Annotated in this window: 38 protein-coding genes; 30 read left to right on the top strand and 8 right to left on the bottom strand. The window is 60.4% G+C overall.

The window, feature by feature from the left end; genetic code table 11:
- Positions 1–10: 10 nt before the first annotated feature.
- The 7 genes from AB5Y64_RS02000 to AB5Y64_RS01970 all read right to left on the bottom strand — a co-directional run bounded on the left by AB5Y64_RS02000 (position 11) and on the right by AB5Y64_RS01970 (position 5,287).
- Positions 11–205: a hypothetical protein gene (locus AB5Y64_RS02000; RefSeq protein ID WP_102948876.1), complete on the bottom strand. Its 195-nt coding sequence runs from the start codon at positions 203–205 to the stop codon at positions 11–13.
- Entirely contained in the window at positions 181–618 is a 438-nt protein-coding gene (locus AB5Y64_RS01995) for a hypothetical protein (RefSeq protein ID WP_102948875.1), read from the bottom strand. Before AB5Y64_RS01995 ends, AB5Y64_RS02000 begins: the two co-directional genes overlap by 25 nt.
- The gene (locus AB5Y64_RS01990) at positions 615–809 is read right to left on the bottom strand and encodes a hypothetical protein (protein ID WP_368203184.1); all 195 of its coding nucleotides are present in this window, start codon (positions 807–809) and stop codon (positions 615–617) included. The genes AB5Y64_RS01995 and AB5Y64_RS01990 overlap by 4 nt, the downstream gene beginning before the upstream one ends.
- Before the next feature lie 89 nt (positions 810–898).
- Positions 899–2,710, bottom strand: a complete 1,812-nt coding sequence (locus AB5Y64_RS01985; RefSeq protein WP_368203182.1) for a DNA cytosine methyltransferase — start codon at positions 2,708–2,710, stop codon at positions 899–901.
- A complete protein-coding gene (locus tag AB5Y64_RS01980; RefSeq protein ID WP_368203180.1) occupies positions 2,707–4,401 on the bottom strand; it encodes a phage N-6-adenine-methyltransferase in 1,695 nt (564 codons plus the stop codon). Before AB5Y64_RS01980 ends, AB5Y64_RS01985 begins: the two co-directional genes overlap by 4 nt.
- Complete coding sequence (locus tag AB5Y64_RS01975) at positions 4,398–4,949, bottom strand: hypothetical protein (RefSeq protein WP_368203177.1); 552 nt, start codon at positions 4,947–4,949, stop codon at positions 4,398–4,400. Before AB5Y64_RS01975 ends, AB5Y64_RS01980 begins: the two co-directional genes overlap by 4 nt.
- Positions 4,946–5,287, bottom strand: a complete 342-nt coding sequence (locus AB5Y64_RS01970; protein WP_368203176.1) for a DUF4406 domain-containing protein — start codon at positions 5,285–5,287, stop codon at positions 4,946–4,948. Before AB5Y64_RS01970 ends, AB5Y64_RS01975 begins: the two co-directional genes overlap by 4 nt.
- Positions 5,288–5,652: 365 nt before the next feature.
- On the opposite strand from AB5Y64_RS01970, the gene AB5Y64_RS01965 reads away from it, so the two are divergent.
- The 3 genes from AB5Y64_RS01965 (at position 5,653) to AB5Y64_RS01955 (ending at position 6,842) form a co-directional block, all read left to right on the top strand.
- Positions 5,653–6,006 carry a helix-turn-helix domain-containing protein gene (locus AB5Y64_RS01965; protein WP_161470041.1) on the top strand — a complete coding sequence of 118 codons (354 nt, stop codon included), beginning with the start codon at positions 5,653–5,655 and terminating at the stop codon, positions 6,004–6,006.
- A 4-nt stretch (positions 6,007–6,010) separates the two neighbouring features.
- Positions 6,011–6,541, top strand: coding sequence for an ImmA/IrrE family metallo-endopeptidase (locus AB5Y64_RS01960; protein WP_161470040.1), 531 nt, complete (start codon positions 6,011–6,013; stop codon positions 6,539–6,541).
- A 133-nt stretch (positions 6,542–6,674) separates the two neighbouring features.
- Complete coding sequence (locus tag AB5Y64_RS01955; RefSeq protein ID WP_202605897.1) at positions 6,675–6,842, top strand: hypothetical protein; 168 nt, start codon at positions 6,675–6,677, stop codon at positions 6,840–6,842.
- Positions 6,843–7,208: 366 nt separating this feature from the next.
- Here the strand turns inward: AB5Y64_RS01955 and AB5Y64_RS01950 are convergent, their stop codons facing one another.
- Positions 7,209–7,859: a LexA family protein gene (locus AB5Y64_RS01950; RefSeq protein ID WP_368203174.1), complete on the bottom strand. Its 651-nt coding sequence runs from the start codon at positions 7,857–7,859 to the stop codon at positions 7,209–7,211.
- Positions 7,860–7,946: 87 nt separating this feature from the next.
- Here AB5Y64_RS01950 and AB5Y64_RS01945 point away from each other — a divergent pair, with 87 nt between their 5' ends.
- The 27 genes from AB5Y64_RS01945 (at position 7,947) to AB5Y64_RS01815 (ending at position 24,628) form a co-directional block, all read left to right on the top strand.
- Positions 7,947–8,123, top strand: a complete 177-nt coding sequence (locus AB5Y64_RS01945) for a Cro/CI family transcriptional regulator (protein ID WP_368203172.1) — start codon at positions 7,947–7,949, stop codon at positions 8,121–8,123.
- Positions 8,120–8,641, top strand: a complete 522-nt coding sequence (locus AB5Y64_RS01940) for a phage regulatory CII family protein (protein ID WP_368203171.1) — start codon at positions 8,120–8,122, stop codon at positions 8,639–8,641. Before AB5Y64_RS01945 ends, AB5Y64_RS01940 begins: the two co-directional genes overlap by 4 nt.
- 77 nt (positions 8,642–8,718) lie before the next feature.
- Positions 8,719–8,931 carry a hypothetical protein gene (locus AB5Y64_RS01935; protein ID WP_005324016.1) on the top strand — a complete coding sequence of 71 codons (213 nt, stop codon included), beginning with the start codon at positions 8,719–8,721 and terminating at the stop codon, positions 8,929–8,931.
- Positions 8,924–9,838, top strand: a complete 915-nt coding sequence (locus AB5Y64_RS01930; RefSeq protein WP_319886400.1) for a replication protein — start codon at positions 8,924–8,926, stop codon at positions 9,836–9,838. Before AB5Y64_RS01935 ends, AB5Y64_RS01930 begins: the two co-directional genes overlap by 8 nt.
- Positions 9,838–10,506 carry a replication protein P gene (locus AB5Y64_RS01925; RefSeq protein WP_368203169.1) on the top strand — a complete coding sequence of 223 codons (669 nt, stop codon included), beginning with the start codon at positions 9,838–9,840 and terminating at the stop codon, positions 10,504–10,506. Before AB5Y64_RS01930 ends, AB5Y64_RS01925 begins: the two co-directional genes overlap by 1 nt.
- The gene (locus tag AB5Y64_RS01920) at positions 10,493–10,765 is read left to right on the top strand and encodes a hypothetical protein (protein WP_171865131.1); all 273 of its coding nucleotides are present in this window, start codon (positions 10,493–10,495) and stop codon (positions 10,763–10,765) included. Before AB5Y64_RS01925 ends, AB5Y64_RS01920 begins: the two co-directional genes overlap by 14 nt.
- Positions 10,765–11,046, top strand: a complete 282-nt coding sequence (locus AB5Y64_RS01915; protein WP_171865133.1) for a hypothetical protein — start codon at positions 10,765–10,767, stop codon at positions 11,044–11,046. Before AB5Y64_RS01920 ends, AB5Y64_RS01915 begins: the two co-directional genes overlap by 1 nt.
- Positions 11,047–11,122: 76 nt before the next feature.
- On the top strand, positions 11,123–11,833 hold the full coding sequence (locus AB5Y64_RS01910) for a phage regulatory protein/antirepressor Ant (protein WP_041205556.1): 711 nt from the start codon (positions 11,123–11,125) through the stop codon (positions 11,831–11,833).
- The gene (locus AB5Y64_RS01905; protein WP_005324004.1) at positions 11,830–12,027 is read left to right on the top strand and encodes a DUF3283 family protein; all 198 of its coding nucleotides are present in this window, start codon (positions 11,830–11,832) and stop codon (positions 12,025–12,027) included. Before AB5Y64_RS01910 ends, AB5Y64_RS01905 begins: the two co-directional genes overlap by 4 nt.
- Positions 12,024–13,016, top strand: coding sequence for a DUF968 domain-containing protein (locus AB5Y64_RS01900; RefSeq protein ID WP_368203168.1), 993 nt, complete (start codon positions 12,024–12,026; stop codon positions 13,014–13,016). The genes AB5Y64_RS01905 and AB5Y64_RS01900 overlap by 4 nt, the downstream gene beginning before the upstream one ends.
- The gene (locus AB5Y64_RS01895; RefSeq protein ID WP_041211155.1) at positions 13,003–13,389 is read left to right on the top strand and encodes a RusA family crossover junction endodeoxyribonuclease; all 387 of its coding nucleotides are present in this window, start codon (positions 13,003–13,005) and stop codon (positions 13,387–13,389) included. The genes AB5Y64_RS01900 and AB5Y64_RS01895 overlap by 14 nt, the downstream gene beginning before the upstream one ends.
- A 94-nt stretch (positions 13,390–13,483) precedes the next feature.
- The gene (locus AB5Y64_RS01890; RefSeq protein ID WP_223918230.1) at positions 13,484–14,005 is read left to right on the top strand and encodes an antitermination protein; all 522 of its coding nucleotides are present in this window, start codon (positions 13,484–13,486) and stop codon (positions 14,003–14,005) included.
- Between the two features lie 193 nt (positions 14,006–14,198).
- Positions 14,199–14,405 carry a hypothetical protein gene (locus tag AB5Y64_RS01885; protein ID WP_033132437.1) on the top strand — a complete coding sequence of 69 codons (207 nt, stop codon included), beginning with the start codon at positions 14,199–14,201 and terminating at the stop codon, positions 14,403–14,405.
- Positions 14,406–14,407: 2 nt separating this feature from the next.
- Positions 14,408–14,899, top strand: a complete 492-nt coding sequence (locus AB5Y64_RS01880) for a lysozyme (RefSeq protein ID WP_045525021.1) — start codon at positions 14,408–14,410, stop codon at positions 14,897–14,899.
- Entirely contained in the window at positions 14,842–15,438 is a 597-nt protein-coding gene (locus tag AB5Y64_RS01875) for a DUF2514 domain-containing protein (protein ID WP_368203164.1), read from the top strand. The genes AB5Y64_RS01880 and AB5Y64_RS01875 overlap by 58 nt, the downstream gene beginning before the upstream one ends.
- A gap of 126 nt (positions 15,439–15,564) precedes the next feature.
- Entirely contained in the window at positions 15,565–16,101 is a 537-nt protein-coding gene (locus AB5Y64_RS01870; RefSeq protein WP_041205565.1) for a terminase small subunit, read from the top strand.
- Positions 16,073–18,019, top strand: coding sequence for a phage terminase large subunit family protein (locus AB5Y64_RS01865; protein WP_368203162.1), 1,947 nt, complete (start codon positions 16,073–16,075; stop codon positions 18,017–18,019). The genes AB5Y64_RS01870 and AB5Y64_RS01865 overlap by 29 nt, the downstream gene beginning before the upstream one ends.
- Positions 18,016–18,225, top strand: coding sequence for a hypothetical protein (locus AB5Y64_RS01860; protein ID WP_270807119.1), 210 nt, complete (start codon positions 18,016–18,018; stop codon positions 18,223–18,225). The genes AB5Y64_RS01865 and AB5Y64_RS01860 overlap by 4 nt, the downstream gene beginning before the upstream one ends.
- Positions 18,222–19,784, top strand: coding sequence for a phage portal protein (locus AB5Y64_RS01855; RefSeq protein WP_368203160.1), 1,563 nt, complete (start codon positions 18,222–18,224; stop codon positions 19,782–19,784). The genes AB5Y64_RS01860 and AB5Y64_RS01855 overlap by 4 nt, the downstream gene beginning before the upstream one ends.
- On the top strand, positions 19,696–21,801 hold the full coding sequence (locus tag AB5Y64_RS01850) for a ClpP-like prohead protease/major capsid protein fusion protein (RefSeq protein WP_368203159.1): 2,106 nt from the start codon (positions 19,696–19,698) through the stop codon (positions 21,799–21,801). Before AB5Y64_RS01855 ends, AB5Y64_RS01850 begins: the two co-directional genes overlap by 89 nt.
- Before the next feature lie 57 nt (positions 21,802–21,858).
- Positions 21,859–22,176 carry a DUF2190 family protein gene (locus tag AB5Y64_RS01845; RefSeq protein WP_236664162.1) on the top strand — a complete coding sequence of 106 codons (318 nt, stop codon included), beginning with the start codon at positions 21,859–21,861 and terminating at the stop codon, positions 22,174–22,176.
- A complete protein-coding gene (locus AB5Y64_RS01840; protein ID WP_005323966.1) occupies positions 22,176–22,472 on the top strand; it encodes a hypothetical protein in 297 nt (98 codons plus the stop codon). The genes AB5Y64_RS01845 and AB5Y64_RS01840 overlap by 1 nt, the downstream gene beginning before the upstream one ends.
- A gap of 7 nt (positions 22,473–22,479) precedes the next feature.
- Positions 22,480–23,082 (top strand): phage tail protein, encoded by a 603-nt coding sequence (locus tag AB5Y64_RS01835; protein ID WP_368203156.1) that lies wholly within the window; start codon positions 22,480–22,482, stop codon positions 23,080–23,082.
- A 34-nt stretch (positions 23,083–23,116) separates the two neighbouring features.
- Positions 23,117–23,284 carry a hypothetical protein gene (locus AB5Y64_RS01830; protein WP_368203155.1) on the top strand — a complete coding sequence of 56 codons (168 nt, stop codon included), beginning with the start codon at positions 23,117–23,119 and terminating at the stop codon, positions 23,282–23,284.
- Positions 23,285–23,316: 32 nt separating this feature from the next.
- Entirely contained in the window at positions 23,317–23,718 is a 402-nt protein-coding gene (locus AB5Y64_RS01825; protein ID WP_368203152.1) for a hypothetical protein, read from the top strand.
- Positions 23,718–24,194, top strand: a complete 477-nt coding sequence (locus tag AB5Y64_RS01820) for a phage tail tube protein (RefSeq protein WP_102948357.1) — start codon at positions 23,718–23,720, stop codon at positions 24,192–24,194. The genes AB5Y64_RS01825 and AB5Y64_RS01820 overlap by 1 nt, the downstream gene beginning before the upstream one ends.
- Positions 24,191–24,628, top strand: coding sequence for a hypothetical protein (locus AB5Y64_RS01815; protein ID WP_368203150.1), 438 nt, complete (start codon positions 24,191–24,193; stop codon positions 24,626–24,628). The genes AB5Y64_RS01820 and AB5Y64_RS01815 overlap by 4 nt, the downstream gene beginning before the upstream one ends.
- Positions 24,629–24,634 lie beyond the last annotated feature (6 nt).

Genomic DNA, 24,634 nt, shown 5'->3' with positions numbered 1-24,634 from the left:
GGCCGGGCATTCAATTCAGGGGGGATTCAATCTCCTGGTACTCCAGTTCGTTGAAATTCAGATACTGGGCCGGGGCCTTGTCGATGGCGGCCAGCCGGATCTGCTGGTGAGTCATCGGGTGGTGCGCCTCGATGGTCCCGGTCAGACGATCCGGTGCTGCCCCCAATTCGGTGGCCGCATTCAGGGTGTAGCTGTAGCGGTGCATTGGCCTGCTCCTTTGGTGGTATCGATTTGCCAGCGGTACCCGCCGTGCTTTTCCTGCTGGCCGGCAAGACAGCGGGTGATGCCAACTCGGACAAAGCCGCCCTTGGTCTCTGCGTCGGTGACGCTGTCGAACCGGACCACCAGATCCCCGCAAGTGCCTATCACTGGGGTCTTGCGCCACTGCGGCGGTTTCACCATGTCAACGAAGAGACGGCGGGTATGGCGCCCGCGACCGTTGTCCCCAACCATGCAGAAGTGTTCAATCCGGGTGGTGAAGCGGGCCTCCCTGTGGATCTGGCCCATCACTATGCTGGCCTCACTGACAGTGAGGGAGAACTCGGCAGCCACATCGGCACTGATGGCGCCGCCGGTGCGGGCATGAATCCACTCGGCAACGTCCTGTACGATGCTCATACGCTTCTCGCCTCGATCTGCGCCAGTACCTGCTGGGCGTCCTCCCGCACACCCAGCTCATCGCCGTCGAACGTCTTGATGTAGGAGCGAATCCCATACCAACGTGAGCTGAGAGAGGCCTCGCTCACCTTGGCTATGGCGTCCAGCGCCAAGTGGTGTTTTTGTCCTTTGGTATCGGTGACCGTGATCATGCTGCGTCCCCCTTACATCAGAGCCAGCGCAATGAGCGCGGCCAGTGTGTTGAGCACCAGGATGGTGATCCCGGCGGCTTGCTGCTTGGTCATGCTGCCCTCCTGGCTTGCAGGTGCTTGTACGGGTTATTGGCTCTGGCAATGGCCGCCATCGGCGGCGGGCTGACGCTGTTGCCCACCATCAACACCTGATCGGTGATGGAGAGCGGGGTGCCGTCGTGGCCGCGGTCATGGATGTAGTGGCGTGGCATGCCCTGACAGCCATAGAGCTCCTTCGGTACCAGCATGCGCAGGCCGATATCCACGATCACCCAGGTGTTGCCGCACCAGGTCACGGTTACCAGCGCCAGCCGGTCCTTAGTGGTGATGGTGTGCATCGGGTCGGTGACAGCGCCCCACTGCCCGCCGCTCGAGTAGTAGCGCATCAGGAAGGCGCTGACCCGCAGGGCCCCGGCCTCTTGCTCCGGTGTCAGACCGAACTCACCCGGGCTCGCCATCACGGTCTGCACCAGGGCGTGGTGCTGGCCCGCTGAAACGATGGTGGGGAGCTGGCTTTCCGGAGTGATCGGTGGCAGGTTCCTGCGCAGGTGCACCATGAAGGCTGAGGCCAGTTGCTGCTGGCTGCCGCTCGAGGTGATGGTGCTGCATGGGTCAGTCACGGATCTGGCGGGCACGGTGTTGAACCCGCCATTGGCCTGCACCATCAAGGGGGCCGCCAACATGGACTTGCCACCACCGCCGGCCATGATGGCCGCAGCAGGTTCATCCACCCCGTGCTCACCCCCTTTACCGAAGTGGCGCACCACCAGAGGGGCCAGACTCGGGTTGCACACGGCGAACGCGCCACCCTTGGGCCAGCCGGTAATAGTGCGCAATGGGGCATCAACCGAATCGACACCGCGCCCTGACCAGTTGGCCAGCTCGATAATGAAGGGCTTGGGATTGGTCAGCACCTCGCGGATCACCCCGATCGCCACGCGCTCCAGGGTGGCATCGGCCAATGGGCGTTTGACGTTCAGGCCCTGTGCCCGGGCTTCTTCCTTGGTGAGGAAGATGCTGGGGCAGGGGATAGACCAGTCGATGTGATCCGCCGTTACCCGATACGGCTTGAGGTGGCTGCCTGGTGCCGGGGCCTTGCAATGCGTCGGGGCGGGCCAGCAAACTGGCTCCCCGTCCCGGCGGGCAACGAGGTAGAGGCGCTGGCGGCTGGTGGCCGCACCGTAGTCCGCTGCGTTCAGGACTGTATGGTCTACCACATACCCTAGGCGTTCGATGCTGGCCAGAAAGCGGCGCCAGGTCTGGCCAGCTCGCTTGGGATCCGGCACCAGGTACTGCTGCTGGCGTGGCACCCGCTCACCTGGCTCGGCGATATGCTGCTCGATCTTGGTCTTCTTACCGCGCTGAACCTCGACCAGCTTGATGACCCGGCCAGTGGCCTTGTCCCGCTTGGCGATGAGGGGCCCCCAGGTGCGCATCTGCTTGACGTTCTCCATGGAAAGCACGGCAGGTTTGCTCAGGGCAAGCCATTTGGTGATCACCCATGCCAGGCTTCGGATCTCCTGCTTGCGCGGCTGACCGCCGGCGGCCTGGGAGTGATGGGTGCAATCCGGGCTGGCATGCAACCAACCGACCGAGCGCCCGGCCAGCACCCTAACCGGATCCACGGCCCAGATATCTTCCTGCAGATGCAGGGCCTCCGGGTGGTTAGCCTGGTGCATGGAAAGCGCCTTCGGGTTGTGGTTGATGGCGATGTGCACAGGGCGCCCCAGCCCACGCTCGATCCCGGTGCTGGCGCCACCGCCGCCGGCGAACAGATCCACGTTGATGGCGGATCCCAGGTTGAGCGGGGCCCCGGTCACCTTGGCCCTGACGGCGCGGGAGCGGCGAAGTGATTTGCTCATGCCATCACCTCATTCACTCGGGTAATGGCGTTGATCATCACACTCTTTTGCGTGACGGGGCTGAGGGTCGGCTCGTTATGCAGGGCGTTCAGCAAGGCGATGACAGCCTCCTGGCGGTGCAGGTCGAGCATGGGGAAGGCCTCGGTGAAGTTGTATCCTTCAACCTGCTTCAGAGTGGAGACAGCCTTGCGCAGCAGCGCCTTGGTTTCCTCGTCCAAAGTGGTGTATTCGTCCATGAGCTGCTCATCGCTGACTGAGATGGCGATCGCTACCTCCCGGGCGGTGTAGTGCTCCTTGGCGCCGTAGAGCACGGTCAACACGGCGACAAAGCACGACCACTCGGCGCCACCCAAATTGAGCTCGTTGTTCTGGTAGTCGAAGGCCCAGTCCTCGAGCGGCTTGGTGCTGGGTTCCTCGGTTGGGTGGTGGGCATCCAGCAGCTCGAGCTGCCGCTCTGCATGGTTTGGCTCTGGGCTGGTGGCTTCGACACTCTGCACCAACAGCTCGGCGGCTTTGGCGGTGGCCAGTTCCTGCAGATCGCCTGGGGCCGTCAGGTTGTCGATGATCCAGGCGGCCAGCTCGGCGGTCTTGGCCGGGGTCAGGATGTCCGCATCGTCGATCTGGTAGATAACCCCCTTCACTGCGGGGTGGCGTTGCCAGTGGGGCAGGGCGGGGGAACGACTCTCTTCTGCGACAAAGCCCTGATGGATAGGCTTGCCGGCCAGCAGGTTGGCGACGGCCAGATCGAGCCGATAGAAGATCTCGGAGAGTGGATAAGGTTCGTCCAGCCAGCCTTGCACATAACCCCTGACCGTATCCTGTTGCTCTTCGCCGAGATCAACGCACTCAATCTGCTTGGCCATGATGCTGCTGGCATCGGCATAGCCCAGTTCGGCCGCCGCCGCGGCGCTGGCCTCGTTATCGTCGGCTGCTGGTGGTTCCCCCGCGGCCGGTTCTGTTTCGGCGGGTTGCTCCTGGGTGACCACGGGGGTCAGCTTGGGCGTGGCGTTACGGATAACGTGATCGGCGGCCAGGGTGAGCTCTACCGCCTGGCGGTGGATCATATCGAGGATGATCTGACCGGTGGTGATGAGGTCGTCACGGCGCAGGCGTGCCTCGGGGCGTCGCTCGCCCTGCCAGCCGGCGTCGAAGATCACCACGGCTGAGGCAAAGCCGCTGGAGCTGGGCTTGTCCTTCTTCGGGTCGCGGGGCACATACCAGCTCGGTACCTCAAAGCCGATGCGCCCGCTGATGAACTGGATGAAGTCGGCATCTTCCGGCCACCAGGTTTCGCTGGTGGCGGCCTTGATGAGCAACATGATCTTGGCGCCCAGCGCCCGTTGCTCGCGGCAGTAGTTGAGGATGGCCTCCATCCCGGTGATGGGGTTCCCCTCGCTATCTGTGCAGGGGCGCGAGTAGGGCGGGTTGGCGTAGGCTGCGCCCCCCAAGCGGCGCAGGTCGGCAGCCAGCTCCTGGGTGAGGGCGTTGTCTTCGGCATCGTAGTAGTTGGGCACCAGGTGGTTGCAGTCATCGGCGAACATGTCGAGCACCACCGGCCCCAGGGTGGGGGCGAACTGGTGGAACAGGCCCCAGGCCAGCGGCTTGGGGGTCTGCCATTGGTCGCCTATCTGCTTGAGCTCGTGGTCGGGTTGGGCCTGCAGTTCGGCCAGCGCTTGGGCGTAGTGGTTCATGACGCACCGCCTTCCTTCTCTTTCAGTTGTGCCAAAGCGTATCGGCACGCATCATCAGGAGTCAGGCCCTGGCCGCTGGCCAGCAGCACGCCATCATTCTCCTTCGGATTGGTACGCAACCATGCCATCCAGTCTGTGGTTCTGGTGCGGCTCAGTTCGATATAGAGGAACGGGTGAGTGTCAATCAGCTGTTCTGCCACGCAGAGAAACTCAGCTGATGGCAAGTTGGTGGTGAACTCCTGCAGAGCGCTTTCAGCCTCAGCCAGCCATGCCTTGATGGGGTTCACGGAGTGAGCATCTGCGACCTCTCCTGCCAAGGTGAGGTGGGTTGCCATGCGCTGCACCAGCGAACGCAGAGCACGGACCCGCCCAGCCTGAGCAGTCAGAGTTAAAGCGGCCTGCTGAGCTACAGCAGTGATGGACTCTTCAGTCCATCCTTCGTGGCCACGTTCGTCTTCCCAAAGAACATCAAAGGCATCGTTATCGATATCGTCAGCCTCTGTGCTGGCAATGGTCTCGAGCAAATAGATAAGGTTGTCCAGCTTCATGCCGCCTCCTCTTCCTTGGTGGGGTACCAGGCAAAGCCGTCTTCGGCTTGGCGGATGACCTTGCCGCACTTCATGGCGAGGTTGAATTCAGCGGTGGCGCCTTGGGAGTTAATCCAGGCAGGCAGCATGATCACCTCATCGGCCATCATCACCATGGGGCAGCAAATCTGCATGTATTGCTGCTGTGTGAGTCCGTCCGGCAGGGTTGCAGGGTTGAGTACGACGTGGCCTTTTTGCTGCTGGTGGAGCGCTTCGGTGTTGAAGGCAGGGCGGTTGTATTCCGGCAGGCCAGACATTGGCCCTGCGATGTAGACGATTTTGCGTTGTTGGTTCGACATGGTTCATCCCGTTTACTGGTGTATCTGGGATTAAGTTAAGCCACCCAAACCAAAAAGTAAAGCCCCATGTTGTGATTGCTTAACTTCATTGGCGCAAAAAAAAGCCCACCGTGCTGGCGGGCTCGTGCTAGCAAGTCAGAGCAATGCGCTCGTGCGGTGGTGATATGCCCATAGATAAGGAAAAAGAAGGGTTAACCAATTTTTGGTTGATCCTCTTGCATTCAACCATTTTTAGGTTTATTCTGTGACCATGCAATAGGTTAATCGGAGGGCTGGTACTGCTGTAGTGGATGGCTGCCATTGTGCGAACCGGCTCCATTTTAGTCCATTGATAGGTGTAATACGGAGTTAACGAGGGTATTGGCATGAAAGCAACAGCATTTGGTAAGTATCTGAGGGGGTTAAGATTAGAAAATGAAATTTTATTAAAAGATATGGCAGATGTGCTGAACGTTAGCTCTGCCTACTTATCTTCCCTCGAGCTTGGAAAAAAGAGTGTTCCGGACTCGTTTGTGGCAAAGATTGTTGATGAATATGGTCTGAATTCCAACGAAGCAGCCGACCTGCGACATGCGGCTACTTTGTCTCAACCATCAGTAAAAATCGATCTGGTGGGCAAGCAAAATGATGACAGAGAGATAGTGATGTCATTTGCTCGACGTTATGAGTCTTTGTCTGAAGAAAGTAAGAAGCAGCTTAAGAAACTGTTAGAGGTATAAGCCGATGCAGCACCGTAAACTAGGACATAAAGTGAAGCCTCGAGCGACGAATGCCATCAATGACCTGGCTAAGATGCATCGAGATCTTTTCCAACTACACAACCCTAAGGCCAACATGGCTGCACTTTACGAAGTGCTCCAGAATGAGGAGATCCTCTCGTTTGAGATTGTGGAGGATCATGAGCTGGGACTGGAGGAGGCAGTTGCCTACCCAGACCAAAAGCACATTAAATTGAAGAAGTCGACGTATGACGATGCATGTGATGGTGTGGGTCATGCAGTCTTCACACTTGCTCATGAGCTTGGGCACATAGTCATGCATCGTGGTGAACGACCGTCATACGCTCGCGGTGAGCATAAAGTTTATGAAGACAGTGAATGGCAGGCTGATACCTTCGCGTCACTGTTTTTGATGGATGAGCGTCATATTGACGTCAAGAATGATACCCCAGATGATTTGGCTGAACGTTTTGGGGTCAGTATTGAGGCAGCTTATGTGCGCCTTGGTAAGTTAAGAAAACAAAACAGCAAGTAGGCTGCGACCCCTACTTGCTGTTTCAATCTTTGAGGTAAACCTCCACCTCGAAGACCCTAAGTGTGTTGCCACACCGTAAACTAGACACTTACAAAGTAGCATACATTTTGGGGTTGCAACAAGGAGGCTCACTATGATAGGAGCCGAACTCATGGCTACTCAAAATGCAGAAACTGAAGAAGATGTGGTGGTGATCTACACCAAATGGATCACTGTAAAAGGAAAGCGTGTCTATGCCCACCAACGTGGACTTACCGCATTCAGATTAGAGATCCCTAAGTCTAGGTATCAACCCAGGTAAACCAAGCCAAAGAATCTGTGTTGTCACAGTTTGAGGCAAGGGTAGTCAACTGTTGGCGCAGAAGACTATGGGTTTACGTGGGAGGTCTCGACCCCTGTACATTGGCGTACTACCAGTTTGGACGAGCTGATTATAGGCCAATTACTAGCTTTGACTCAATAGATGAGGTCCCTCCCTAGCAAAAAATAGGGACAAGATTATGTCATCTAAAACTAAGTGTGTTCATGTGAACGCATACCCACGATTCCGCTACGGTCGTATGGAGTATGTGCGCTCACATTGGCGTTCTCTGCCAAACTGATCTGCTGATCAACAAAGTGTAATAATTTCAAGGGACATTTTATGTCCCTTTTTTGTTGATTTGATTTATCGCTTTTTACGCCGGCGGCGGTGTTCCACCATGGTACCGATGATCTGGATATGCTGACGGTCTGAGCGCATGGTGGGGTAGTCGTCATTGAGTGGTGCCAGCTCGAAAATTTCTTGGCCATCTTCGCCATAACCCCGGGGGCGGTACTTCTTGAAGGTGGCTTCTTCTTCGCCGTTCTTGGCGACCACGAAATCCCCCGGGTGGAGTGGCTCGTCCGGGTCGATCAGCACCAGGTCCCCTTCGGTAAATTCCGGTTCCATGGAGTTGCCCCGGATCACGATGGCAAAGGCGCGCTGTCCCAAGTCAAGATCGGTAGTGATATAGGCCATATTGCCATCGCACTCGCGGATCTCGTTCGGTGCTGTCCATACCCCTGCCTGCACATAGCTGATCACCGGGATCCGGTGAGTGTCGGGTGATGCTATCTCCATGTTCTGACCAGAAGGCTCGCCCTTCCCATCCATCAACCAAAACACAGAGACAGAAAGCGCCTTTGCCAACTCGGAAAGGTTCTTTGCGTCAGGGGTGTATACCCCATTCTCCCACTGTGAAATGGATGCCTTGTTTGCGCCTATTTTGTCGCCGAGTTGCTGCTGGGTCATTTTCAGGCGCGACCTAGACAGCTTGATGCGTTCTCCGATGCTCATAGTTAAGTAATTTAAACCTTTTGGCGTTAATTGTGCTTGACCGGAGAGTTGCGCTTGCTTAACCTTTCCTTATCGACAGGAGGGGTTATGAAGAAACTAGACGTTATCGCCTACTTTGGCGGGGTAACAAAGACCGCGAAAGCACTCGGCATAAGCAAGTCGGCAGTGTCGCTATGGGGGGAGGACATCCCTTACGGTCGCGCTTGTCAGATCCAGCTCCTCACCAAGGGGAAGCTAAAAACTGAGCAGGTGCGACCATCATGACAGAAGCCAAAAAAACAACCACGAGAGTCAAGCGGGATTACTCCCACGCATCTGACCCTATTGACGCCGCTTATCAGTTGAGCCGCAGCTACAACGTCACCGAGCTGGCAAGACTGATGGGTAACAAGCGCCCTACCACCCTGAACAACAAGTTCAATCCGCAGTGTGAAGACCACCACTTGTATCTGTCTGAGGCGATCGCCGTGACCGAGCTGACCGGTGACAACGCCATTCTGCAAGCCTGGGCGCTGTCTCGTGGCCAAGTGCTGGTGGCCCTGCCGGATACCACGGTGACCGAGGAAGAGCTGGCTGACCAGGTGATGCTGGTGGGTGAGGTGGTGGCGGCGGTGTTTGGTGAGCTGCGTGAAGCGCGGCAAGACGGGGTGATTGACCCGATCGAGCGTCAGGCGATTACGGCGGCAGTGCATCGCGCCATCAGGGAGCTGTTGAGTTTGGAGGGGTCAGTGGCAAGTCAGGTTCGCCCGTTGCCAGTGGCCGTGCAAGGAGGAGCGAAGTGATGAACGTCGTTGAAATGAATCGGGCCCGCGCTGCGCGAACAGCCGGACCCACGGTCGATTTCACTGGAGAAAACAACATGCATAAGCGTACCGAAGCTGGCGCCAAAGCGCAAGGCAAGCGCCGTAACGTGATCCCGGCTGTGATCCCGCGTCTGGTGGAGAGTCAGGGCCAGTCCTATCTGGTCTATGGCGGTCTGCTGCGCGGCATCAAGATCCCGGCAACCAAAGAGCAGGCCAAGCGTCACCTGAACTGCCTGATGCAGCACCTGCAGGAGGTGGCTCATGGGTAACCTTGCCACCGTTATTCAATTCCCAGCCCATAGCGCACCAGCGAAGCCACAGGAGGTCATGGTGGCAGATTGTGATGATGGTTACACCAGACTGGCGAACGACCTGCTCGACGCGCTGATTGAGGCTGACCTGACCAAGCACCAGTACAAGGTGGCCCTGGCTGTCATCCGCAAGACCTACGGCTTCAACAAGTCTATGGACTGGATGACCAACGAGCAGATTGCCGAGGCGACCAATATCCCTGCCACTCGGGTAAGCACTGCCAAGAATGAGCTGTTGCGCATGGGTGTGCTCATCAGTCGTGGCCGTAAAACTGGCCCGAACAAGGTCATTTCTGAGTGGCAAACTCACATTCCCCAAAATGGGGAAACATTCCACAAAACAGGGAAGGAAAGTTTCCCCAAAACAGGGAAGGCATCTTCCCCGAAACAGGGATACACAAAAGACACTATTCAAAAGACAAGAAAGACAAAAGATCAAAACACTAGCGCCGAGCCCGCTATCGCGGCCTCCACGCCGGTGGTGATTGAATCTGTTTCTGCTGAGCCGGTTTCACTGCCAGCCAAGCAGCCAGCACCGCAAGAGCCAGTGGTGATTACCATGCCGCTCAACAGCGGGGAGCATGCGGTAACCGAGTCGTTTGCCGCCCAGATGCAAGCCCTGTATCCGGCGGTGGATGTGGCTCAAGAGCTGCGCACCATGACTGGCTGGCTGATTGCCAACCCCACCAAGCGCAAGACCAAGACCGGCATCAACCGGTTTATCAACGCCTGGCTGTCGAAGTGCCAAGACCGTGGTGGCAGCAATGGTCTGCAGGGCTTCACTCCGCGCCGCAATGATCACACCGACCTGACCCAGACCATGACGGCCGCTGAGCTCAATCAGCGCATGCAGGAGGGTTTCTGATGACCATGAAACCACTCAGTGCCGTGCTGCACGAGATCGCCACTGTGCCGACCGTGGAGGCCATCACCCAGCAGCAGCGCCCGCTGACCGATCGGGATTCCAAGATGGTTGCCACCCTGTTCGAGCAGCTCAAAGCGGTGTTCCCGGCATGGAAACAGGCATTCCCCACTGACGACCATCAGCGCCGCGCGCTGGCCGAGTGGACCCGCGCCCTGGTCGATGCCGGTTGCACCAGCCGCGAGCAGCTGCAGCTGGGGATGCGGATGGCCCGTAGCCACGGCGGGGACTTCTTCCCGAGCACCAGCAAGTTCATCAAGTGGTGTGAGGTAACGCCGGAGTCACTCGGCCTGCCCACGCTGGATAGCGCGCTGGTTGAGGTTCGCACCCGCCGTTACACCCATCCCGCCGTTGAGCTGGCCGCCAAGGCGACCAGCTGGGAGCGCCAGACATTGAGCGCAGACGCTTACCGCGCCGTGTTCGATCAGGCCTATGCCCAGCTGGTGCGCCGGATGATGGCCGGTGAAGACCTGAACGCCGAGGTGGTGAAGGGGCTGCCAACCCGGGCGCAGATCCAGCACAGCCCTGAGTTTTACCAGCAGGCAGGCCAGCGCGCCGTGGCAAACCTGAAAAAGCTGTTCAAGCGGGGAGGTGAGCATGGTGGCCAATAAACACGAGCTGATCGCCAATGCGGCGATGGCTCAGCTGCACAAGATGTGGCCCTGCACCTTCGATATCGAGATCCCTGAGGCGCCCGCCGGCTGGAGCTGGACGATGGCGCAGAAAGCGGGGGAGTTCGAGCCGGTGCCGGCCCGCATCGGTGAAGGTGACGATTTCGAGTTGTCATCGGTCGAGGTGATCACCAAGGACGCAGTGGCGCTGCAGGCCTCGCTGCTCAGAGCAAACATCAGTTGTCTGGGGGTGCAGTGATGGCAGTGACATTCAGTGAAGCTTGCGAGCGGGATATCAAGGCCGCCAAGCATGTGCGGGTGGCTGTGTACCCCGAGGTGAAGGATTGGCTGCCGGTACAGGTGCGCCTTGAGGTGTCGGATTGTCCGCGCCAGCTGGGGGCTACCTCTGCCGCCCACCGTGCCGGGCACTACCTGGTGCAGGATGCCGATCTCGGCGAAGTCATGGCGGCGGTAAACGCCCTGCGCGGCCAGCAACAGCGGCCAGCCACGCTGGAGATGATCCCATGCGCGATTTCATGAGGGGTACCCTGATGGTGGTGGTGCTGGTGGGGTTAGCGGTGTATCTGGCCGCGAATGTGTCGATGGGGGTGAGGTGATGGAACTGATGATGCGGGGGGCAACCCCTTTGACGATGACCAGCGTGGAGATCGCCGAGCTGACCGGAAAGCGCCACGACAACGTGATGGCCGATATCCGCAAGATGCTGGTGGAAATTCAATCTCCTGAGAAGTCAGGCGATTACCAGGATGGCCGTGGTCGCACCCAGCCGTGCCTGTTGCTGGACAAGGACGAGACCCTTTGTCTGGTGGCCGGTTACAGCGCCCAGTTGCGGATCCGGATTATTCGCCGCTGGCAGGAGCTGGAGCAGCAAGCCCACCAGCCCGCGATGATGATCCCCCAGACCCTGCCGGAGGCACTGCGCCTTGCTGCCGAGCTGGCCGAGCAGAAGATGGCGCTGGAACAGAAGGTGGCGATGGATGCCCCGGCGGTGGAGTTCGCCAAGCAGATCGCCAGTGTGGAGAAGGGGATCACCTTGTCGGCGTTCGCCAAGACGGTGGGCCTTGGCCCCAATACCCTGTTCACCCTGCTGAGGGAACGCAAGATCTTGATGAGTTGCCGCGGGGAGCGCTGGAACCTGCCGATGCAGGAGTATGTGGACCGCGGGCTGTTCGCGACCCGGGAGAGCTCGTTTGACAGCAACGGCGAGCGGCGGATCAGCTTCACCCCCCTGATCACCGGCAAGGGCCAGCAGTGGCTGGTGGAGCGACTGATCCGTGACGGCATCCTGCGTGGGGTGGCCGCATGAGTCACAACCTGGCCCTGTTGCCATCAGCTGAACGGCAGCGCATCGAGTTGATCAAGCAGGCGCACCTGCTGGTGTGGCGCCGTCGCCGCAACGAGATCGGGCGTGAGGTCGTGGTGGCCGCCATCGATGAGGTGGATGAAGAGCACCGTGAGTGGTTTCGCCAACAGTTGAACGCGATCAGGGGGCAAGCGTGAGCGCAGGTAACGCCGTGTTTGTCGAAGCGCTGGGGCTGGCCCTGGTGCCGCTGGGCGACAGCCTGCCGGCGGTGAGGCGCCAACTGGCTGGCAAGCCGGTGCGTCTGGTGAGCGATCAGGGGGCTGACCTGCTGGCCCAGTTCTCTGAGTTGGTGTCGGCCCTGGCCTGCGCCGCGGTGGTCAATGCCGCCGGTGGGGAGCTGCTGACCGCCAATGCCACTGCTTGCGTGATAGCCGATGGCTGCATTGGGGAAACCGTCACCGCAGAGGTGGAGGGGGTCCATCTGCCTTTGTGCTGGCATCACGACAACGAGCACCGCAATGGGCAGTTACCGATCCGCCTCGCCGATGTGGCCGGGTGGCTGGCGCAGCTTGTGCTGCAGCGGGTCGCTGGCTGGTGTGGGGTGGCCGCTGCTGACCTGACTGCCCGGGATCTGTGCTGGTGGGCGACCGTCTATAAGGTGCTGCCTTCATTGCCGGATCCGCTGCTGCGCTCTGCCTGTCGCCTGGCACCCATCGAACCGGATCGGAAGTGGTCGCCCCGTGGTAACCGGGAGACCGATGCTCGCTATCGTGATCATCGCCTTGAGGTGGCAGAGCGCGATCCACTGGCCGATCTGCGGGCTCGCATCAATGCCAAACCGGCCATTCGCCAGATTGATCCTGAGCCTGCGGCCTTGCATTTAGGCAAGCCCAAACGACAGCGCTGGGAGTGTGCGGCCTACTTGGCTTTTGTTCGACAGTTGCCCTGTGTGGTGACGGGCCAGCGCGAGGGCATCGAGGCGCACCATGTCGTGGGTCATGGGATGAGTGTGATGGGTAGTAAGGCGCACGATCTGATGGTGTTCCCGCTCGCCCACCAGCCACACATGGAGTTGCACCGGATCGGGTGGAAGGCCTGGGAAGCCCAGCACGGTTCGCAGTTGGAGCACGTTATCAACACACTGGAGCTTGCTTGCTCCTTGGGAGTGTTCAATGCCAAAAGCTGATTCATGGACAGTGACCCTGCCATGGCCCCCTTCAACCAACCGGATCTGGCGCAATGTGGCCGTGAGCGGTAAGCCCAGAACCCTGCTGAGCCAGGAGGGGAGGGTTTATCGCAAAGCTGCGGCTGATGCCTGTCTGGCTGCCAAGTTAGCCGGCAAGCAGATTCCCGATCGGCTGGCCCTGCGGCTGGTGGTGCAGGCCCCTGACCGGCGAGCCCGGGATCTGGATAACACGGTGAAGGCGGTGCAAGACGCCCTGACCCACGCCGGGGTGTGGCTGGACGATAGCCAGATCGACCGGTTGCTGGTGGAGCGTGGGCCGGTAGTGAAAGGGGGAATGGTGTCGGTAACTGTGGAGGTGATGAGTGCGCTTTGAATATGCAATTACCGTAGGGGATCCGCGTTCTGTGATGCTGCAGGCCTATCAGGCCCAGTCAACGGGGCGTTCTCATCTGACAAAGAGTGATGTGATGACGGCATTGGGAATGGTTCAGAAGCACAATGGTGCCGGCATGGCGCTGGTGATGGCGCGTTACTGCAAAGACCTAGGGGATGCTAAGAAGGCCCTGCTAGCTGTGCAAGCCGAGTGTACCAAGATTGCCCCCCGCTATGTGGGGGCCAACAAGGAACGTGGCCATGGCATGGCCTTGCGCCGGGTGGCCGAGCTGGCCCTGGAACACTACTGCCGCACTGCTGACACTCCTGGGGCTTCCTGTCACCCGCAGTTCTGCCGGGGGCGGGGAGTGATCCGCGACCTGGAACTGAGCCGCCTGCACGGCAAGGCGATTGATAAGGTGTGCCCACGCTGTGGTGGTACCGGGCTACGCCCCATCCCGGGTACTCAGATCAGACGCGCCATTGAACCGTTGGCTGGTGGACTGACCCGTGGGCAATGGGAGCTGGGCTGGTATCCGCTCTATCTGGCCGTGCTGGATTGGTGCCACCAGCAGGAGTCAGCGGCGCAGACGCGCTATTGGTATACGACGCGGTAAGTCACTTGCCCCTAGAACCCCGCTTCGGCGGGGTTGTTGCTTGTGCAGGTGAGGGTGGCTTGACGGCCACCTGCAATTTTGTGTAGGCTGATTGCCAACGATGGAAGACTGCACCCGAAAGGTTGCGGTTTTTTTTGTTTCTTGCTCTCAAACCTCGGCTTAGCCGGGGTTTTTTCGTTTCTGTGGTGGATTCATGAATCAAGGCCATGAGCAGATCGCTACCACTGTGGTCGGTGAAACTGCGAAATCTGCCCCTCCTGTAGCGGTGGTGAGTATGTCGTGGGCTGGTGTCTCTTTGAATGACTGGGTGCTGATCGCGACGCTTGTGTGGCTTTCGGTTCAGATCGGCTGGTTTATCTGGTCGAACATCATCAAGCCACGCGCCAAGCAGGTGGGGTAGGCATGACAAAAGTACGAATTGCCATAGCGGCGCTCACTCTCAGTGCTGCCGGCTTTGTGGGGATCCTGAATCGGGAGGGGTTTGAGCCGACGGCTTACCCCGACCCCGTACACGGTACCAAGCTCCCCACTATCGGCTTTGGGAGCACCGAAGGGGTCAAGATGGGTGACACCATCACGCCCGTCGCCGCGGTGAACAGGAGCCTTCGGGAGGTGCGGGTGTTCGAGAATGCCCTCAAGGCCTGCATCAAGGTGCCACTCCACCAGTATGAGTTCGACGCCTATGTCGAGCTCTCCCACAACATCGGTCCCGGCGCCTTCTGCCGATCCACCATCGTGAAGCGCCTGAACGCTGGCGACTACCCCGGGGCCTGCGAGGCGATCCTGCTATTCAAGCGTTCCGGCAACCAGGACTGCTCGGTACCGGGGAACCGGGTATGCCCCGGGCTCTGGAAAGACCGGCTGCGCCTCAATGCGAAGTGCAAGGGGGTGTGATGGGAGTGACTCAGCAGAGCAAGGTGCTGCCGTTCCTGGCCGGTGCCTTGGTGATAGCCGCCCTGGCCGGCGGCGGTGTGGCGCTCTATCGCTCCGGTCATGCTGCTGGGGAGGAGGGGGAGCGCAAGACCTGGCAGGCAAAGTGGAATGAAGAGGCTGCCCGCCTTGCCACAGCCAGAACTAAGGCTGAGCTGAAGGCTCGGGAGGAAGAGCAGCGCCGGCAGGCTGAAATCGATGAGGTGAGAGACCATGCACAAGAAGAAATCGCCCAAGCGCAGGCTGATGCCGCTGCTGCTGGCGTTGAGTCTGGCCGGCTGCGCGAGCAAGCCCGCCGCCTGGCAGCCCGAGCAAGTCAGTGCGCCAGCAATCCCGGGGCTGCCCAGGGAGGCCCGGCAGCCGGACATCCTGCCATGGTGCTCGCCGACCTGCTCAGCCGGGCTGATGAAAGAGCGGGTGAGCTGGCAGCAGCGTATGACCGAGCTCGAGCGTCAGGACTAGCCTGCGAAAGAGCCTATCTCTCATTGACTCAACCCCGTTAACCCAACTACCGCAATACCCCACCCCCCAGGGTAAAGGTACTCCCAGCCACCCCCCGGCCTTACGGGTCGGACGAGGCGCGTTTTTTCACTACATATGAAACCCCAAGAAGTGAGGTTGTTGTTTTCATGTCAGAGCCATCAGACAAGGATCGCCCTGCGCCTGGCTGGCTGAAAAAATCCGACATGGCTGCAAGCCTGGGGATCTCGGTGCAAGCCTTTGATAAGTGGGGAGTTAAGCCAGTAAAAAAGATCGGGCGCAACGTTTACTTTGATGTGCGCTCGGTTGTGGATAACCGGATCGAGAACGCGATCCAAAAACACCAACCAACGGATCCTCAAGACATGGATGAGGATCAATTGGACTTCCAACGGTGGAGGCTCACCAAGGAGCAGGCCGACAAGGCCGAGCGCGAGAACCGGATCGCTGAGCGCCATCAGGTGCCGACCGAGTTTGCAACGTTCGCTCTGACGCGCATCGCCGCAAAGGTCAGCAGTCTGCTCGACACCGTTCCACTCACTATGCGCCGCCGTTATCCCGAATTGCAGACCAAGCACATCGAGGGGCTCCAGCGCGAACTGGTCATAGCCAGCAACGAGGCGGCCTCCCTGGGTGATCTGCTGCCGGAGTTACTGGATGAATATATCGACAGCACAAGTAAGTAGCCTGGCGGCTGCCGTAAACCTTGGGCTGTCAGCCCTGCTCAGGCCGCCGGTGCAGACCGCCGCCGAGTGGATGGATGACCATTACTACCTGCCGGTGGAGTCCTCCTATCAGGAGGGCCGCTGGAAGTCGCTGCCGTTCCAGGTGGCCATCATCAACGCGATGGCCAATGACGACATTCGAGAGGTCAATTTCGTCAAGTCGGCGCGGGTTGGTTACACCAAGATGCTGCTCGGTGTGGCCGCTTACCTGTTGGAGCACAAGAAGCGCAACGGACTGATCTGGCATCCCACTGATGGTGATGCTGAAAAGTTCGTCAAAAAGCACGTTGATCCCATGATCCGTGATGTCCCCAGACTAAAGGCGCTCGCGCCCTGGTATGGGAAGAAGCACAAAGACAACACGCTGGAGCTCAAGCGATTCGCCAACGGGCGAGGGTTAGAGATCCGGGGTGGTAAAGCGGCGGCAAACTACCGAGAAGCCTCTCCCGACTTCGGTATCTATGACGAGCTGGCCGCCTTCGATGCTGACATCGATCACGAGGGTTCGCCCACGTTCCTCGGTGACAAGCGGATGGAGGGCTCGACCCACCCCAAATCAATCCGTGGCTCTACCCCCAAGATCGCGGGGCAGTGCCAGATAGAGCGGGCGGCCAGCGAATCGCAGCACCTGATGCGTTATCACGTGAAGTGCCCACATTGCCATGCAGAGCAGTACCTCAAGTGGGGCGGCCCCGATGCCGAGTTCGGCATCAAGTGGGACGGTAACAACCACAACTCGGCGTTCTATCTGTGCGAGGCAAATGGCTGCGCCATTCGCCAGCATGAGATGGATTACGAGACGGTGGAACGCTGGATCTGCGAGCGCACCGGCATCTGGACGCGGGACTCCATCGACTGGTTCGACAGTGATGACCAACCGATCCCTCCTCCCGAGTCGGTGACCTTCCATATCTGGACGGCCTACAGCCCGCTGACGACATGGGTGCGGATTGTCTCTGACTTCCTCAAAGCGAAGGATGACCAGGGCAAGCTAAAGACCTTCGTCAACACCACGCTGGGCGAGACCTGGGAAGAGGAGACCGGTGAGAAACTGGAGTGGGAGGCGCTTGCCGCCCGCCGCGAGGTATGGCCGCACCCCGTCCCTGATGGGGTGCTCTATATCACTGTCGGGGCTGATACCCAGGATGACCGTATCGAGTTCGAGATCACCGGCTGGGGCGTGGGGGAGGAGCAGTGGGTGATCGACTACCAGCGCCTGTACGGCAACCTCGGGCACACCGAGATCTGGGATCGACTGCACGAGCAGTTCTCGCGCCAGTTTATCAAGGCCAACGGTGAGGTGATGGATATCGGCCTGGTGCTGATTGACTCGGGTGGTCACTACACCGATGAGGTTTATCAGTTCTGTCGCCGCAACCCGCGCAAATATATCCCTATCAAGGGGGCCTCGGTGATGGGCAAACCCATCATCACCTTCCCGCGCAAGAAGAACCGGCAGGGTGTTTACCTGTCGGAGGTCGGCACCGACACCGCCAAGGACGTGATCTACGCCCGCCTGGCCGATGTGCCTGCATCGCTATCCGGGCCGCTGCCTGGTTACCGGCACCACCCTGTCGCCGAGTGGGCAGATGAACACTATTTCAAGGGTCTGACCTGTGAGCGAAAGCGGCTGGAGTTTATCAAGGGCCGCCGCGTCTATCGCTGGGTTAACCCATCCGGCGCCCGCAACGAGCCCACTGACTGCGCGGGTTACTCACTGGCCGCCGTGCGCCTTGGCGTCCAGCACAAAGGCTGGCGCCTGGTCGCCCGGCATCAGCCAACCACTATCAACCACGCCGAGCCGGTATCCCGCCCGCAGCCAAGACCCACGGCAGCAGGCAACAGCTGGCTCGGCACAAACTCAGGAGGCTGGCTGTGAAGCTGAGCGATATCGACAGCATGATCGAGCTGTACCTGCAGGCCGAGCGCGATGTGCTGGCCGGCAAGCAGGTAACGTTCCAGGGCCGCACTGTGACCTCTGAAAACCTCAACGAGATCCGCTCTGGTCGGCGGGAGTGGGAGCAGCGCCGCGCCAGCGTGGCCAACCCTGCCCGTCAGCCCTATGCCGCCGCGAGGTTTACATGAGAGCCATAGATAAGTTGGTCGGGTTTATCTCGCCCGGCTGGGCGGCCAACCGGATGCGCGACCGCTTGCGAATGATGGCCTACGAGGCGGCAATGCCGTCTAGAACCCATCAGGCCAAGCGGGAACGGCGGGGCGCCAACGTGGCCACCCAGCAATCGGCGATCAGCTTGCGCGAGCAGGCCAGAGCCCTGGACGAAAACCATGACATCGTGATCGGCCTCCTCGACAAAATGGAGGAGCGGATTGTCGGCGGCAAAGGCATCCAGATCGAGCCGCAGCCCCGCTCTGTCGATGGGCAGTTGCTGGATGACCTCGCCAGGGAGATCCGCCGCCGCTGGGCTGCCTGGTCGCTCAAACCGGAAACCACCGGCACCTACACCCGTCCCGCCATGGAGCGCCTGGTCTGTCGTACCTGGTTGCGCGATGGCGAGGTGTTTGGCCGCCGCCTGCTCGGCACCATCAAGGGCTATCAGCATCATTCTGACACCCCCTTTTCGGTGGAGGTGCTGGAGCCTGACTTTGTGCCGTTCGAGATGAACAGCGTGGCGGATGGCGTCAGACAGGGGATCAAGGTCGATGCCTGGCGCCGGCCGAAATCCTACTTTGTGATGTTCGATCACCCCGGCGAGATGCAGGGCTATCGCTACCGCACCAAGGAGGTTGAAGCCAGCGAGATGTATCACCTGGCCCTGCGCAAGCGGATCCATCAGCTGCGCGGCGTTACGCTGCTGCACGGTGTCATCACTCGCCTCGCTGACCTCAAGTCGGTGGAGGAGGCCGAGCGTGTGGCAGCTCGGATCAGTGCCTCGCTCGCCTTCTTCATCAAGAAGGAGGATCCGCAGGGGTATCAGCCTCCGCCAGATGGTTCGCCGCCGCAAGAGAAGCGAAGTATCGACATCACGCCGGGCATGACCTTTGACGACCTGCGCCCCGGCGAGGATGTCGGGGTTATCCAGTCCAACCGGCCAAACACAGCCCTAAACGTCTGGCGAGCGGGCCAGCTGCGCTCATCCTGTGCTGGCACTCGCAGCCAGTATTCGAGCGTGGCCCGCGACTATGACGGCACCTATTCCGCCCAGCGCCAGGAGCTGGTCGAGGGGTGGGAAGGCTTCGCCGTGCTGCAGGATGAGTTTGTGGCCAACTGGTCGCGCCCTGTTTTTCGGGATTGGCTGCGAGCCGAAATCCTGCGCAGCAAAGACCCGCTCGAGTTGCCTCCCGAGCTGGATATGAAAACCCTGTTCGATGCCATCTATCTGGCCCCTGTCATGCCCTGGATTGACCCGGAGCGCGAGGCCAACGGCTGGAAAGCTTTGATTCGTGGTAGTGCTGGCACGGTGACTGAGTGGATCCGGGCTCGCAACAGGAACCCTGACGAGGTGCGGGACCAGCGTCTTTCCGAACTGGAATGGGAAAAGCAAAACAACGTCATCACCGATTCCAACCCAGCCAATGATCCAGGAGCACAACCCAGTGAAAAAGCACCACCTGACGGCGGCGGTCCAGACCGCGCTGATGCCAGCGCGAGCGGAGGCCGCCAGCGACCAACCCGCCGCCGATAACCAGAGCCCCCGCAGCTGGTACACCATCAGCGCCTTGGCCGGCTCAGAGCCCACTGTCGAGATCTACATCTATGACGTGATCGGCTACTGGGGTGTGTCGGCTCAACAATTCATCTCGGACTGCAAGGCCGCCGGGGTGTTTAGTGCCAAGCAAATCAATCTGCACATTCACAGCCCCGGCGGTGATGTGATGGACGGGTTTGCCATCTACAACACCCTGGCCCGCCTCACCTGCAAGATCGACATCTGGAACGATGGCCTGGCGGCCAGTATGGCCTCGGTCATTCTCTGCCTGCCCAATGCCACCGTGCATATGCCGAGCAATGCCTGGGTGATGATCCACAAGCCGTGGTCTGGCGCAGTCGGCAATGCGGACGACTTGCGAGATCTGGCCGATTGGCTGGATCGCAACGAGGCGCTGCTGCTCAACGCCTACGAGAGGAAAACCGGCAAGCCCCGCGAGGAGCTGGCCGCGCTACTGTCGGCAGATACCTGGCTCGATGGCCTGCAGGCCAAAGAGATGGGGTTTGTCGATGTCCTGGAAGAGCCGATCTCGGCTGCCGCCTACGTGAACGAGAACAAGATGAAAGACTTTAACAACATTCCTACCCAGGCCCGAACCCTGTTCGGCGCCAAAGCGAACGCTGGCACAGCTGCTCCTGTACCGGCCAATCCCACCACGACCGCCGTTTTGCCTGGCCAACCCCAGCAGCCCGCTGGTGATGATGCTGTCGCTGCCTTCAAGCGACAGGAGCAGGCTCGCCGCAATGACATTCAGGATCTGTTTGCGCTGACCGGCGGCCGCTTCCCTGAGCTGATGGCCGAGTGCCTGGATGATATGGATGTTTCCGCCGCCGCTGCGAAAGAGAAAATCAAGGCAGCGCTGGGCACCGGCGCCAGTGAAACCGGCCCGCTGGGTTCCACCGTGCATATCCACGCTGGCAACGGCAACCTGATCGGCGACTCTGTTCGCGCCTCCCTGATGGCTCGCTGTGGTCATGCAGAGAAAGAGCGTGACAACCGCTATGACGGTTTCAGCTTGCGCGAGCTGGCGCGGGCATCACTGGAAGGTCGCGGGGTATCCACCTCCGGCATGAGCCCGATGAACTATGTCGGCATGGCCTTCACCCACACCAGTTCCGACTTTGGCAAGATCCTGATGGATGTCTCCAACAAGTCAGTGCTGGAAGGTTGGGAATCCGCCAACGAGACCTTCGAGAAGTGGACGCGCAAGGGCACCTTGTCCGACTTCAAGGTAGCCCAGCGTGTCGGCTTGGGTGATATCGCCAGCCTGCGCAAAGTGCGTGAGGGTGCTGAGTACAAGCACATCACCCTGAACGACACCGGTGCCACCATCCAGCTGGCGACCTACGGCGAGCTGTTCTGCATCACCCGCCAGGCGATCATCAACGATGACCTCGACCTGCTGACCCGCATCCCGAAACTGATGGGGGCGGCGGCGCGTGGCACCATCGCAGATCTGGTCTATGCCGTGTTGACCCAGAACATCAAGATGCCGGACAACAAGGCGTTGTTCCACGCCGATCACCACAACCTGCTGAGCGGCGCAGACTCTGCCATGAGCATCAAGGCACTCTCTGCTGCCAAGGCGCTGATGCGCAGCCAGAAGGCGGCCGCAGAAGGTGGCAAGGGTCGCGCTCTCAACATCCGCCCGGGCTTTGTTCTGGTGCCGATTGAGCTGGAAGATACCGCGCTCCAGCTGATCAACAGCACCTCCGTCCCCGGTGCCGATGCCAACTCCGGCATCAGCAACCCGCTCAAGGGCTTCGCCGAGGTGATCGGTGAGCCGCGCCTCTCCGATAGCGATGTGGCCCAGTGGTTCCTGGCTGCGCAGGGTGGCGACACGGTTGAGGTTGCCTATCTGGACGGCATGGATGCGCCCTGGATTGAGCAGCAGGAAGGCTTCACCGTTGACGGCGTGACCACCAAGGTTCGCATCGATGCGGGGGTTTCTGCCCTCGACCATCGCGGCCTTGTCAAGGCTGCCGGGAAGTAATCGGAACGGCCCGCAACATGGCGGGCCATCTTTTGGCAAACAAACAGGAACAGCAACATGGCAAAGAATTTCGTTTGTACCGGCGCCCAGATGGCGTTTGTCGCCCCGGCCGGTGGTGTGGTTGCCGGCAAGCCTATCAAGATGGGCGCTCTGACCGTTGTCCCGCTGGAAAATGCCACCGCGGGCGCCGAGTTTACCGGCGCCCTGTCCGGTGTCTGGTCTCTCCCCTGCGACACCGCGCTGACCACGGTTGGCACGGCTGTCAAATGGGATGGCGCCAAGCTGGTCGCAGACACCACCAAGGACGCGGACGACTTCGGCAAGCTGGTCAGCAGCGGCGCCAGCGGTTACGCCGACGCGCTGATCGTCCAGTAATGGTGACCGGCTCCCGCTGGCAGCGGGCGGTCAGTCGCCTCAACGTGGCCGTTGATCAAGCCATGGGTATCGATGCCGTTGTCGCCGGTCAGCCGCTGACCGTGATCTATGACGAACAACCTGATGCATTTGCCCAGGTGGCGACAGTGCTGCGCGAGCTCGCGGTGAGCAGTCCGCCGCCAGGGGTGCGTTTCCGTAATGGTGACAAGGTAGAGGTGCCAAGCCTTGGCCTGGTGACCACTGTCAGAGACGTGCCATACATGCGGGCTGGCCAGTTGATCATCCCCATCAAGTGAGGAAGCCATGCCCATCAAGCAAGACTTGGACAAGGCGCTGGCGAACCTGAATCTGCTGCCGACCAAGCTGGTGCCGAAGGCGAGCGCTCAGGCGGTCAACCGGGTGGCGACTGGCGCGTCCAGTCGGGCTATCCGGCTGACCGCCAAGGATAGCCGGGTGCTGGTGCCCGCCAAGCTGCTGCGCCCCCGGGTGAAGATCTTCAAAGCCTCGCAGCAGAAGCCCTCGGCCACCATCCGGGTGCGCCGCCGCCCTATCCCCATGATCCGGCTTGGCCCTGCCCAGCAGCGGCTCACTCGGCGCGGTGGTCGTTACCAGGCGGGCGATATGCAAGCCGGTCGCCATCGGGTGGCTGGCGGCTTTGTGGCTGATGGCAGCCAGGGGTTTGGTGAGTACCGCCGAGGCGGTGGCTATGCGGCCACCAAGCTCAAAAGCTGGCAGATCTTGCGCCGGGTCGGCAAGGGGCGCCATGCCCTGGAGGTGATGCGGATCCCGCTGGTGACGCCGATCACCGAGCACTACGAGCGCGAGGCCAAGGCGGGGATGGCCCGTGACATGCCCCGCGAAATGCAGCGGGCGCTGGCGCGTCAGCTTCAATTGGCATTCAAATGAGGGTAAGATCCCGATCTTCACTCAAGGAGAGATCATGATCATCCTGAAAATCGTGGTAGCCCTGCTGATGCTGGCGTTGATCGCCATCGGCACCTGGCAGGGCGGCTGGCTGGGGTTCGTCATCACAGTCGGCATGACCCTTATCCTCAATGGCATGTTCAACCGCTGGGATGCCAAACGGCAAACCACGTCAACCAAATAACCCGCTTCGGCGGGTTTTTTATTGGACTCATCATGACAATACGAACCGACATTCGAGAGGCCCTGGCCGCTCGGGTGAAAGACGCCGTGCCTAGTCTGTTGGATGCCATTCCTGGCCGCCCGGTGGCCGTGTCCGCCGAGGATCTGCCCCTGGCGTTCTGCTACTTCCTCGAAGGCGGCGAGGGGGAACATTCCCTGGATATGGAGGGCGAGCGGGCGCAGCTCATGGTGTCCCTCTACGTGGCAGAAACCAACCAGGCCGACGCCGATCTCGACGCGCTGGCCGACCAGCTCGCGGCCCTGCCCGGGGATGACCTGGACGGCCTGCTGCTGGCGGGGCTGGAGCCCGCCGGCTGGCAATACGGCGTGGACGAACTGGGCACCGGCCTGGCCTCGCTCACCCTCAACTTCAACGCAACCTGGAGTGATAACTGATGACAATCGAAGGAACCAAGCCGGTCAAGGGCGCGGGCACCCAGTTGTACATGGCCGCCGAAGTCGGCGAGGCCAAGCCCAACCCTGCCACCGAAGGCACCGTGATCCGCCTGGCGGACATCAAGGAGCTGACGCCGCCTGAAATGACCGCCGAAGAAGTCGAGGAATCCTACCTGGACTCTGACAGCCCGGAGTGGAAGGAGAAGGAGGCCGGCCAGATCGACCCGGGCCAGCTATCCCTGACCCTGGCCTGGAAGCCTGCCGACACTACCCAGCGCCTGCTGTGCAACCAGCTCGGCCAGGAGCGCCGCTGGTTCTTCATCAAGTACCCCAACGGCGCCTGGGATGGCTTCTACGGCTTTGTCAGCAGCGTGGGCAAGTCGGTGCAGGCGAAAGAGACCATCACCCGCTCGGTGAAAATCTCCCTCTCTGGCCGTCAGGCCCCGGCAGAAGTTGACTGGAACCCCAACGCATGACCGAGCCGCACATTGACAGCCGAACCATCAGCCTGGTCACCCCCGGCGGGTTGACCTCCGAGGTCACCGTCCGGGCGCTGACGGCCCTGCAACTGTTCGACTACCAGACCTATCTGGCGGACGTGGAGTGGCCTGCCCAGCCCCCGGAAGGGGATGACAAGGCCGCCCATAAATACACCCTGCAGGTGCAGAGGGTGGTCTATGAGCTGAACGCCACCATGGCCGCCTATGGTCTGCACTACCTGAACCCGGCGGACACCCTCGACGAGGCCCGCCAGCGGGTCATGAACAGCTACCCGCTGCCCGATCACATCATGCGCCTCGCGGTGGCGGTGAAGGCGCTGAGCGGCCTGGCCACCCCGGCGCCCTCGGCGGGGGAGCCCCAGGAGGATGACGGGACAACCAAAGAGCCCGCCGACCCAAAAAAAGCCTAGCGGCCG

This window comes from Aeromonas sp. R5-1, assembly GCF_040908265.1.
GTDB classification, from domain to species: domain Bacteria; phylum Pseudomonadota; class Gammaproteobacteria; order Enterobacterales; family Aeromonadaceae; genus Aeromonas; species Aeromonas caviae.
This window is presented reverse-complemented; position numbering and strand designations above follow the sequence as displayed.

What these genes read in the sequence shown, in the direction of transcription:
- AB5Y64_RS02000 (WP_102948876.1), bottom strand. Translation starts at nt 205, where the DNA reads ATGCACCGCTACAGCTACACCCTGAATGCGGCCACCGAATTGGGGGCA.
- AB5Y64_RS01995 (WP_102948875.1), bottom strand. Translation starts at nt 618, where the DNA reads ATGAGCATCGTACAGGACGTTGCCGAGTGGATTCATGCCCGCACCGGC.
- AB5Y64_RS01990 (WP_368203184.1), bottom strand. Translation starts at nt 809, where the DNA reads ATGATCACGGTCACCGATACCAAAGGACAAAAACACCACTTGGCGCTG.
- AB5Y64_RS01985 (WP_368203182.1), bottom strand. Translation starts at nt 2,710, where the DNA reads ATGAGCAAATCACTTCGCCGCTCCCGCGCCGTCAGGGCCAAGGTGACC.
- AB5Y64_RS01980 (WP_368203180.1), bottom strand. Translation starts at nt 4,401, where the DNA reads ATGAACCACTACGCCCAAGCGCTGGCCGAACTGCAGGCCCAACCCGAC.
- AB5Y64_RS01975 (WP_368203177.1), bottom strand. Translation starts at nt 4,949, where the DNA reads ATGAAGCTGGACAACCTTATCTATTTGCTCGAGACCATTGCCAGCACA.
- AB5Y64_RS01970 (WP_368203176.1), bottom strand. Translation starts at nt 5,287, where the DNA reads ATGTCGAACCAACAACGCAAAATCGTCTACATCGCAGGGCCAATGTCT.
- AB5Y64_RS01965 (WP_161470041.1), top strand. Translation starts at nt 5,653, where the DNA reads ATGAAAGCAACAGCATTTGGTAAGTATCTGAGGGGGTTAAGATTAGAA.
- AB5Y64_RS01960 (WP_161470040.1), top strand. Translation starts at nt 6,011, where the DNA reads ATGCAGCACCGTAAACTAGGACATAAAGTGAAGCCTCGAGCGACGAAT.
- AB5Y64_RS01955 (WP_202605897.1), top strand. Translation starts at nt 6,675, where the DNA reads ATGATAGGAGCCGAACTCATGGCTACTCAAAATGCAGAAACTGAAGAA.
- AB5Y64_RS01950 (WP_368203174.1), bottom strand. Translation starts at nt 7,859, where the DNA reads ATGAGCATCGGAGAACGCATCAAGCTGTCTAGGTCGCGCCTGAAAATG.
- AB5Y64_RS01945 (WP_368203172.1), top strand. Translation starts at nt 7,947, where the DNA reads ATGAAGAAACTAGACGTTATCGCCTACTTTGGCGGGGTAACAAAGACC.
- AB5Y64_RS01940 (WP_368203171.1), top strand. Translation starts at nt 8,120, where the DNA reads ATGACAGAAGCCAAAAAAACAACCACGAGAGTCAAGCGGGATTACTCC.
- AB5Y64_RS01935 (WP_005324016.1), top strand. Translation starts at nt 8,719, where the DNA reads ATGCATAAGCGTACCGAAGCTGGCGCCAAAGCGCAAGGCAAGCGCCGT.
- AB5Y64_RS01930 (WP_319886400.1), top strand. Translation starts at nt 8,924, where the DNA reads ATGGGTAACCTTGCCACCGTTATTCAATTCCCAGCCCATAGCGCACCA.
- AB5Y64_RS01925 (WP_368203169.1), top strand. Translation starts at nt 9,838, where the DNA reads ATGACCATGAAACCACTCAGTGCCGTGCTGCACGAGATCGCCACTGTG.
- AB5Y64_RS01920 (WP_171865131.1), top strand. Translation starts at nt 10,493, where the DNA reads ATGGTGGCCAATAAACACGAGCTGATCGCCAATGCGGCGATGGCTCAG.
- AB5Y64_RS01915 (WP_171865133.1), top strand. Translation starts at nt 10,765, where the DNA reads ATGGCAGTGACATTCAGTGAAGCTTGCGAGCGGGATATCAAGGCCGCC.
- AB5Y64_RS01910 (WP_041205556.1), top strand. Translation starts at nt 11,123, where the DNA reads ATGGAACTGATGATGCGGGGGGCAACCCCTTTGACGATGACCAGCGTG.
- AB5Y64_RS01905 (WP_005324004.1), top strand. Translation starts at nt 11,830, where the DNA reads ATGAGTCACAACCTGGCCCTGTTGCCATCAGCTGAACGGCAGCGCATC.
- AB5Y64_RS01895 (WP_041211155.1), top strand. Translation starts at nt 13,003, where the DNA reads ATGCCAAAAGCTGATTCATGGACAGTGACCCTGCCATGGCCCCCTTCA.
- AB5Y64_RS01890 (WP_223918230.1), top strand. Translation starts at nt 13,484, where the DNA reads ATGACGGCATTGGGAATGGTTCAGAAGCACAATGGTGCCGGCATGGCG.
- AB5Y64_RS01885 (WP_033132437.1), top strand. Translation starts at nt 14,199, where the DNA reads ATGAATCAAGGCCATGAGCAGATCGCTACCACTGTGGTCGGTGAAACT.
- AB5Y64_RS01880 (WP_045525021.1), top strand. Translation starts at nt 14,408, where the DNA reads ATGACAAAAGTACGAATTGCCATAGCGGCGCTCACTCTCAGTGCTGCC.
- AB5Y64_RS01875 (WP_368203164.1), top strand. Translation starts at nt 14,842, where the DNA reads ATGCCCCGGGCTCTGGAAAGACCGGCTGCGCCTCAATGCGAAGTGCAA.
- AB5Y64_RS01870 (WP_041205565.1), top strand. Translation starts at nt 15,565, where the DNA reads ATGTCAGAGCCATCAGACAAGGATCGCCCTGCGCCTGGCTGGCTGAAA.
- AB5Y64_RS01865 (WP_368203162.1), top strand. Translation starts at nt 16,073, where the DNA reads ATGAATATATCGACAGCACAAGTAAGTAGCCTGGCGGCTGCCGTAAAC.
- AB5Y64_RS01855 (WP_368203160.1), top strand. Translation starts at nt 18,222, where the DNA reads ATGAGAGCCATAGATAAGTTGGTCGGGTTTATCTCGCCCGGCTGGGCG.
- AB5Y64_RS01845 (WP_236664162.1), top strand. Translation starts at nt 21,859, where the DNA reads ATGGCAAAGAATTTCGTTTGTACCGGCGCCCAGATGGCGTTTGTCGCC.
- AB5Y64_RS01840 (WP_005323966.1), top strand. Translation starts at nt 22,176, where the DNA reads ATGGTGACCGGCTCCCGCTGGCAGCGGGCGGTCAGTCGCCTCAACGTG.
- AB5Y64_RS01835 (WP_368203156.1), top strand. Translation starts at nt 22,480, where the DNA reads ATGCCCATCAAGCAAGACTTGGACAAGGCGCTGGCGAACCTGAATCTG.
- AB5Y64_RS01830 (WP_368203155.1), top strand. Translation starts at nt 23,117, where the DNA reads ATGATCATCCTGAAAATCGTGGTAGCCCTGCTGATGCTGGCGTTGATC.
- AB5Y64_RS01825 (WP_368203152.1), top strand. Translation starts at nt 23,317, where the DNA reads ATGACAATACGAACCGACATTCGAGAGGCCCTGGCCGCTCGGGTGAAA.
- AB5Y64_RS01820 (WP_102948357.1), top strand. Translation starts at nt 23,718, where the DNA reads ATGACAATCGAAGGAACCAAGCCGGTCAAGGGCGCGGGCACCCAGTTG.
- AB5Y64_RS01815 (WP_368203150.1), top strand. Translation starts at nt 24,191, where the DNA reads ATGACCGAGCCGCACATTGACAGCCGAACCATCAGCCTGGTCACCCCC.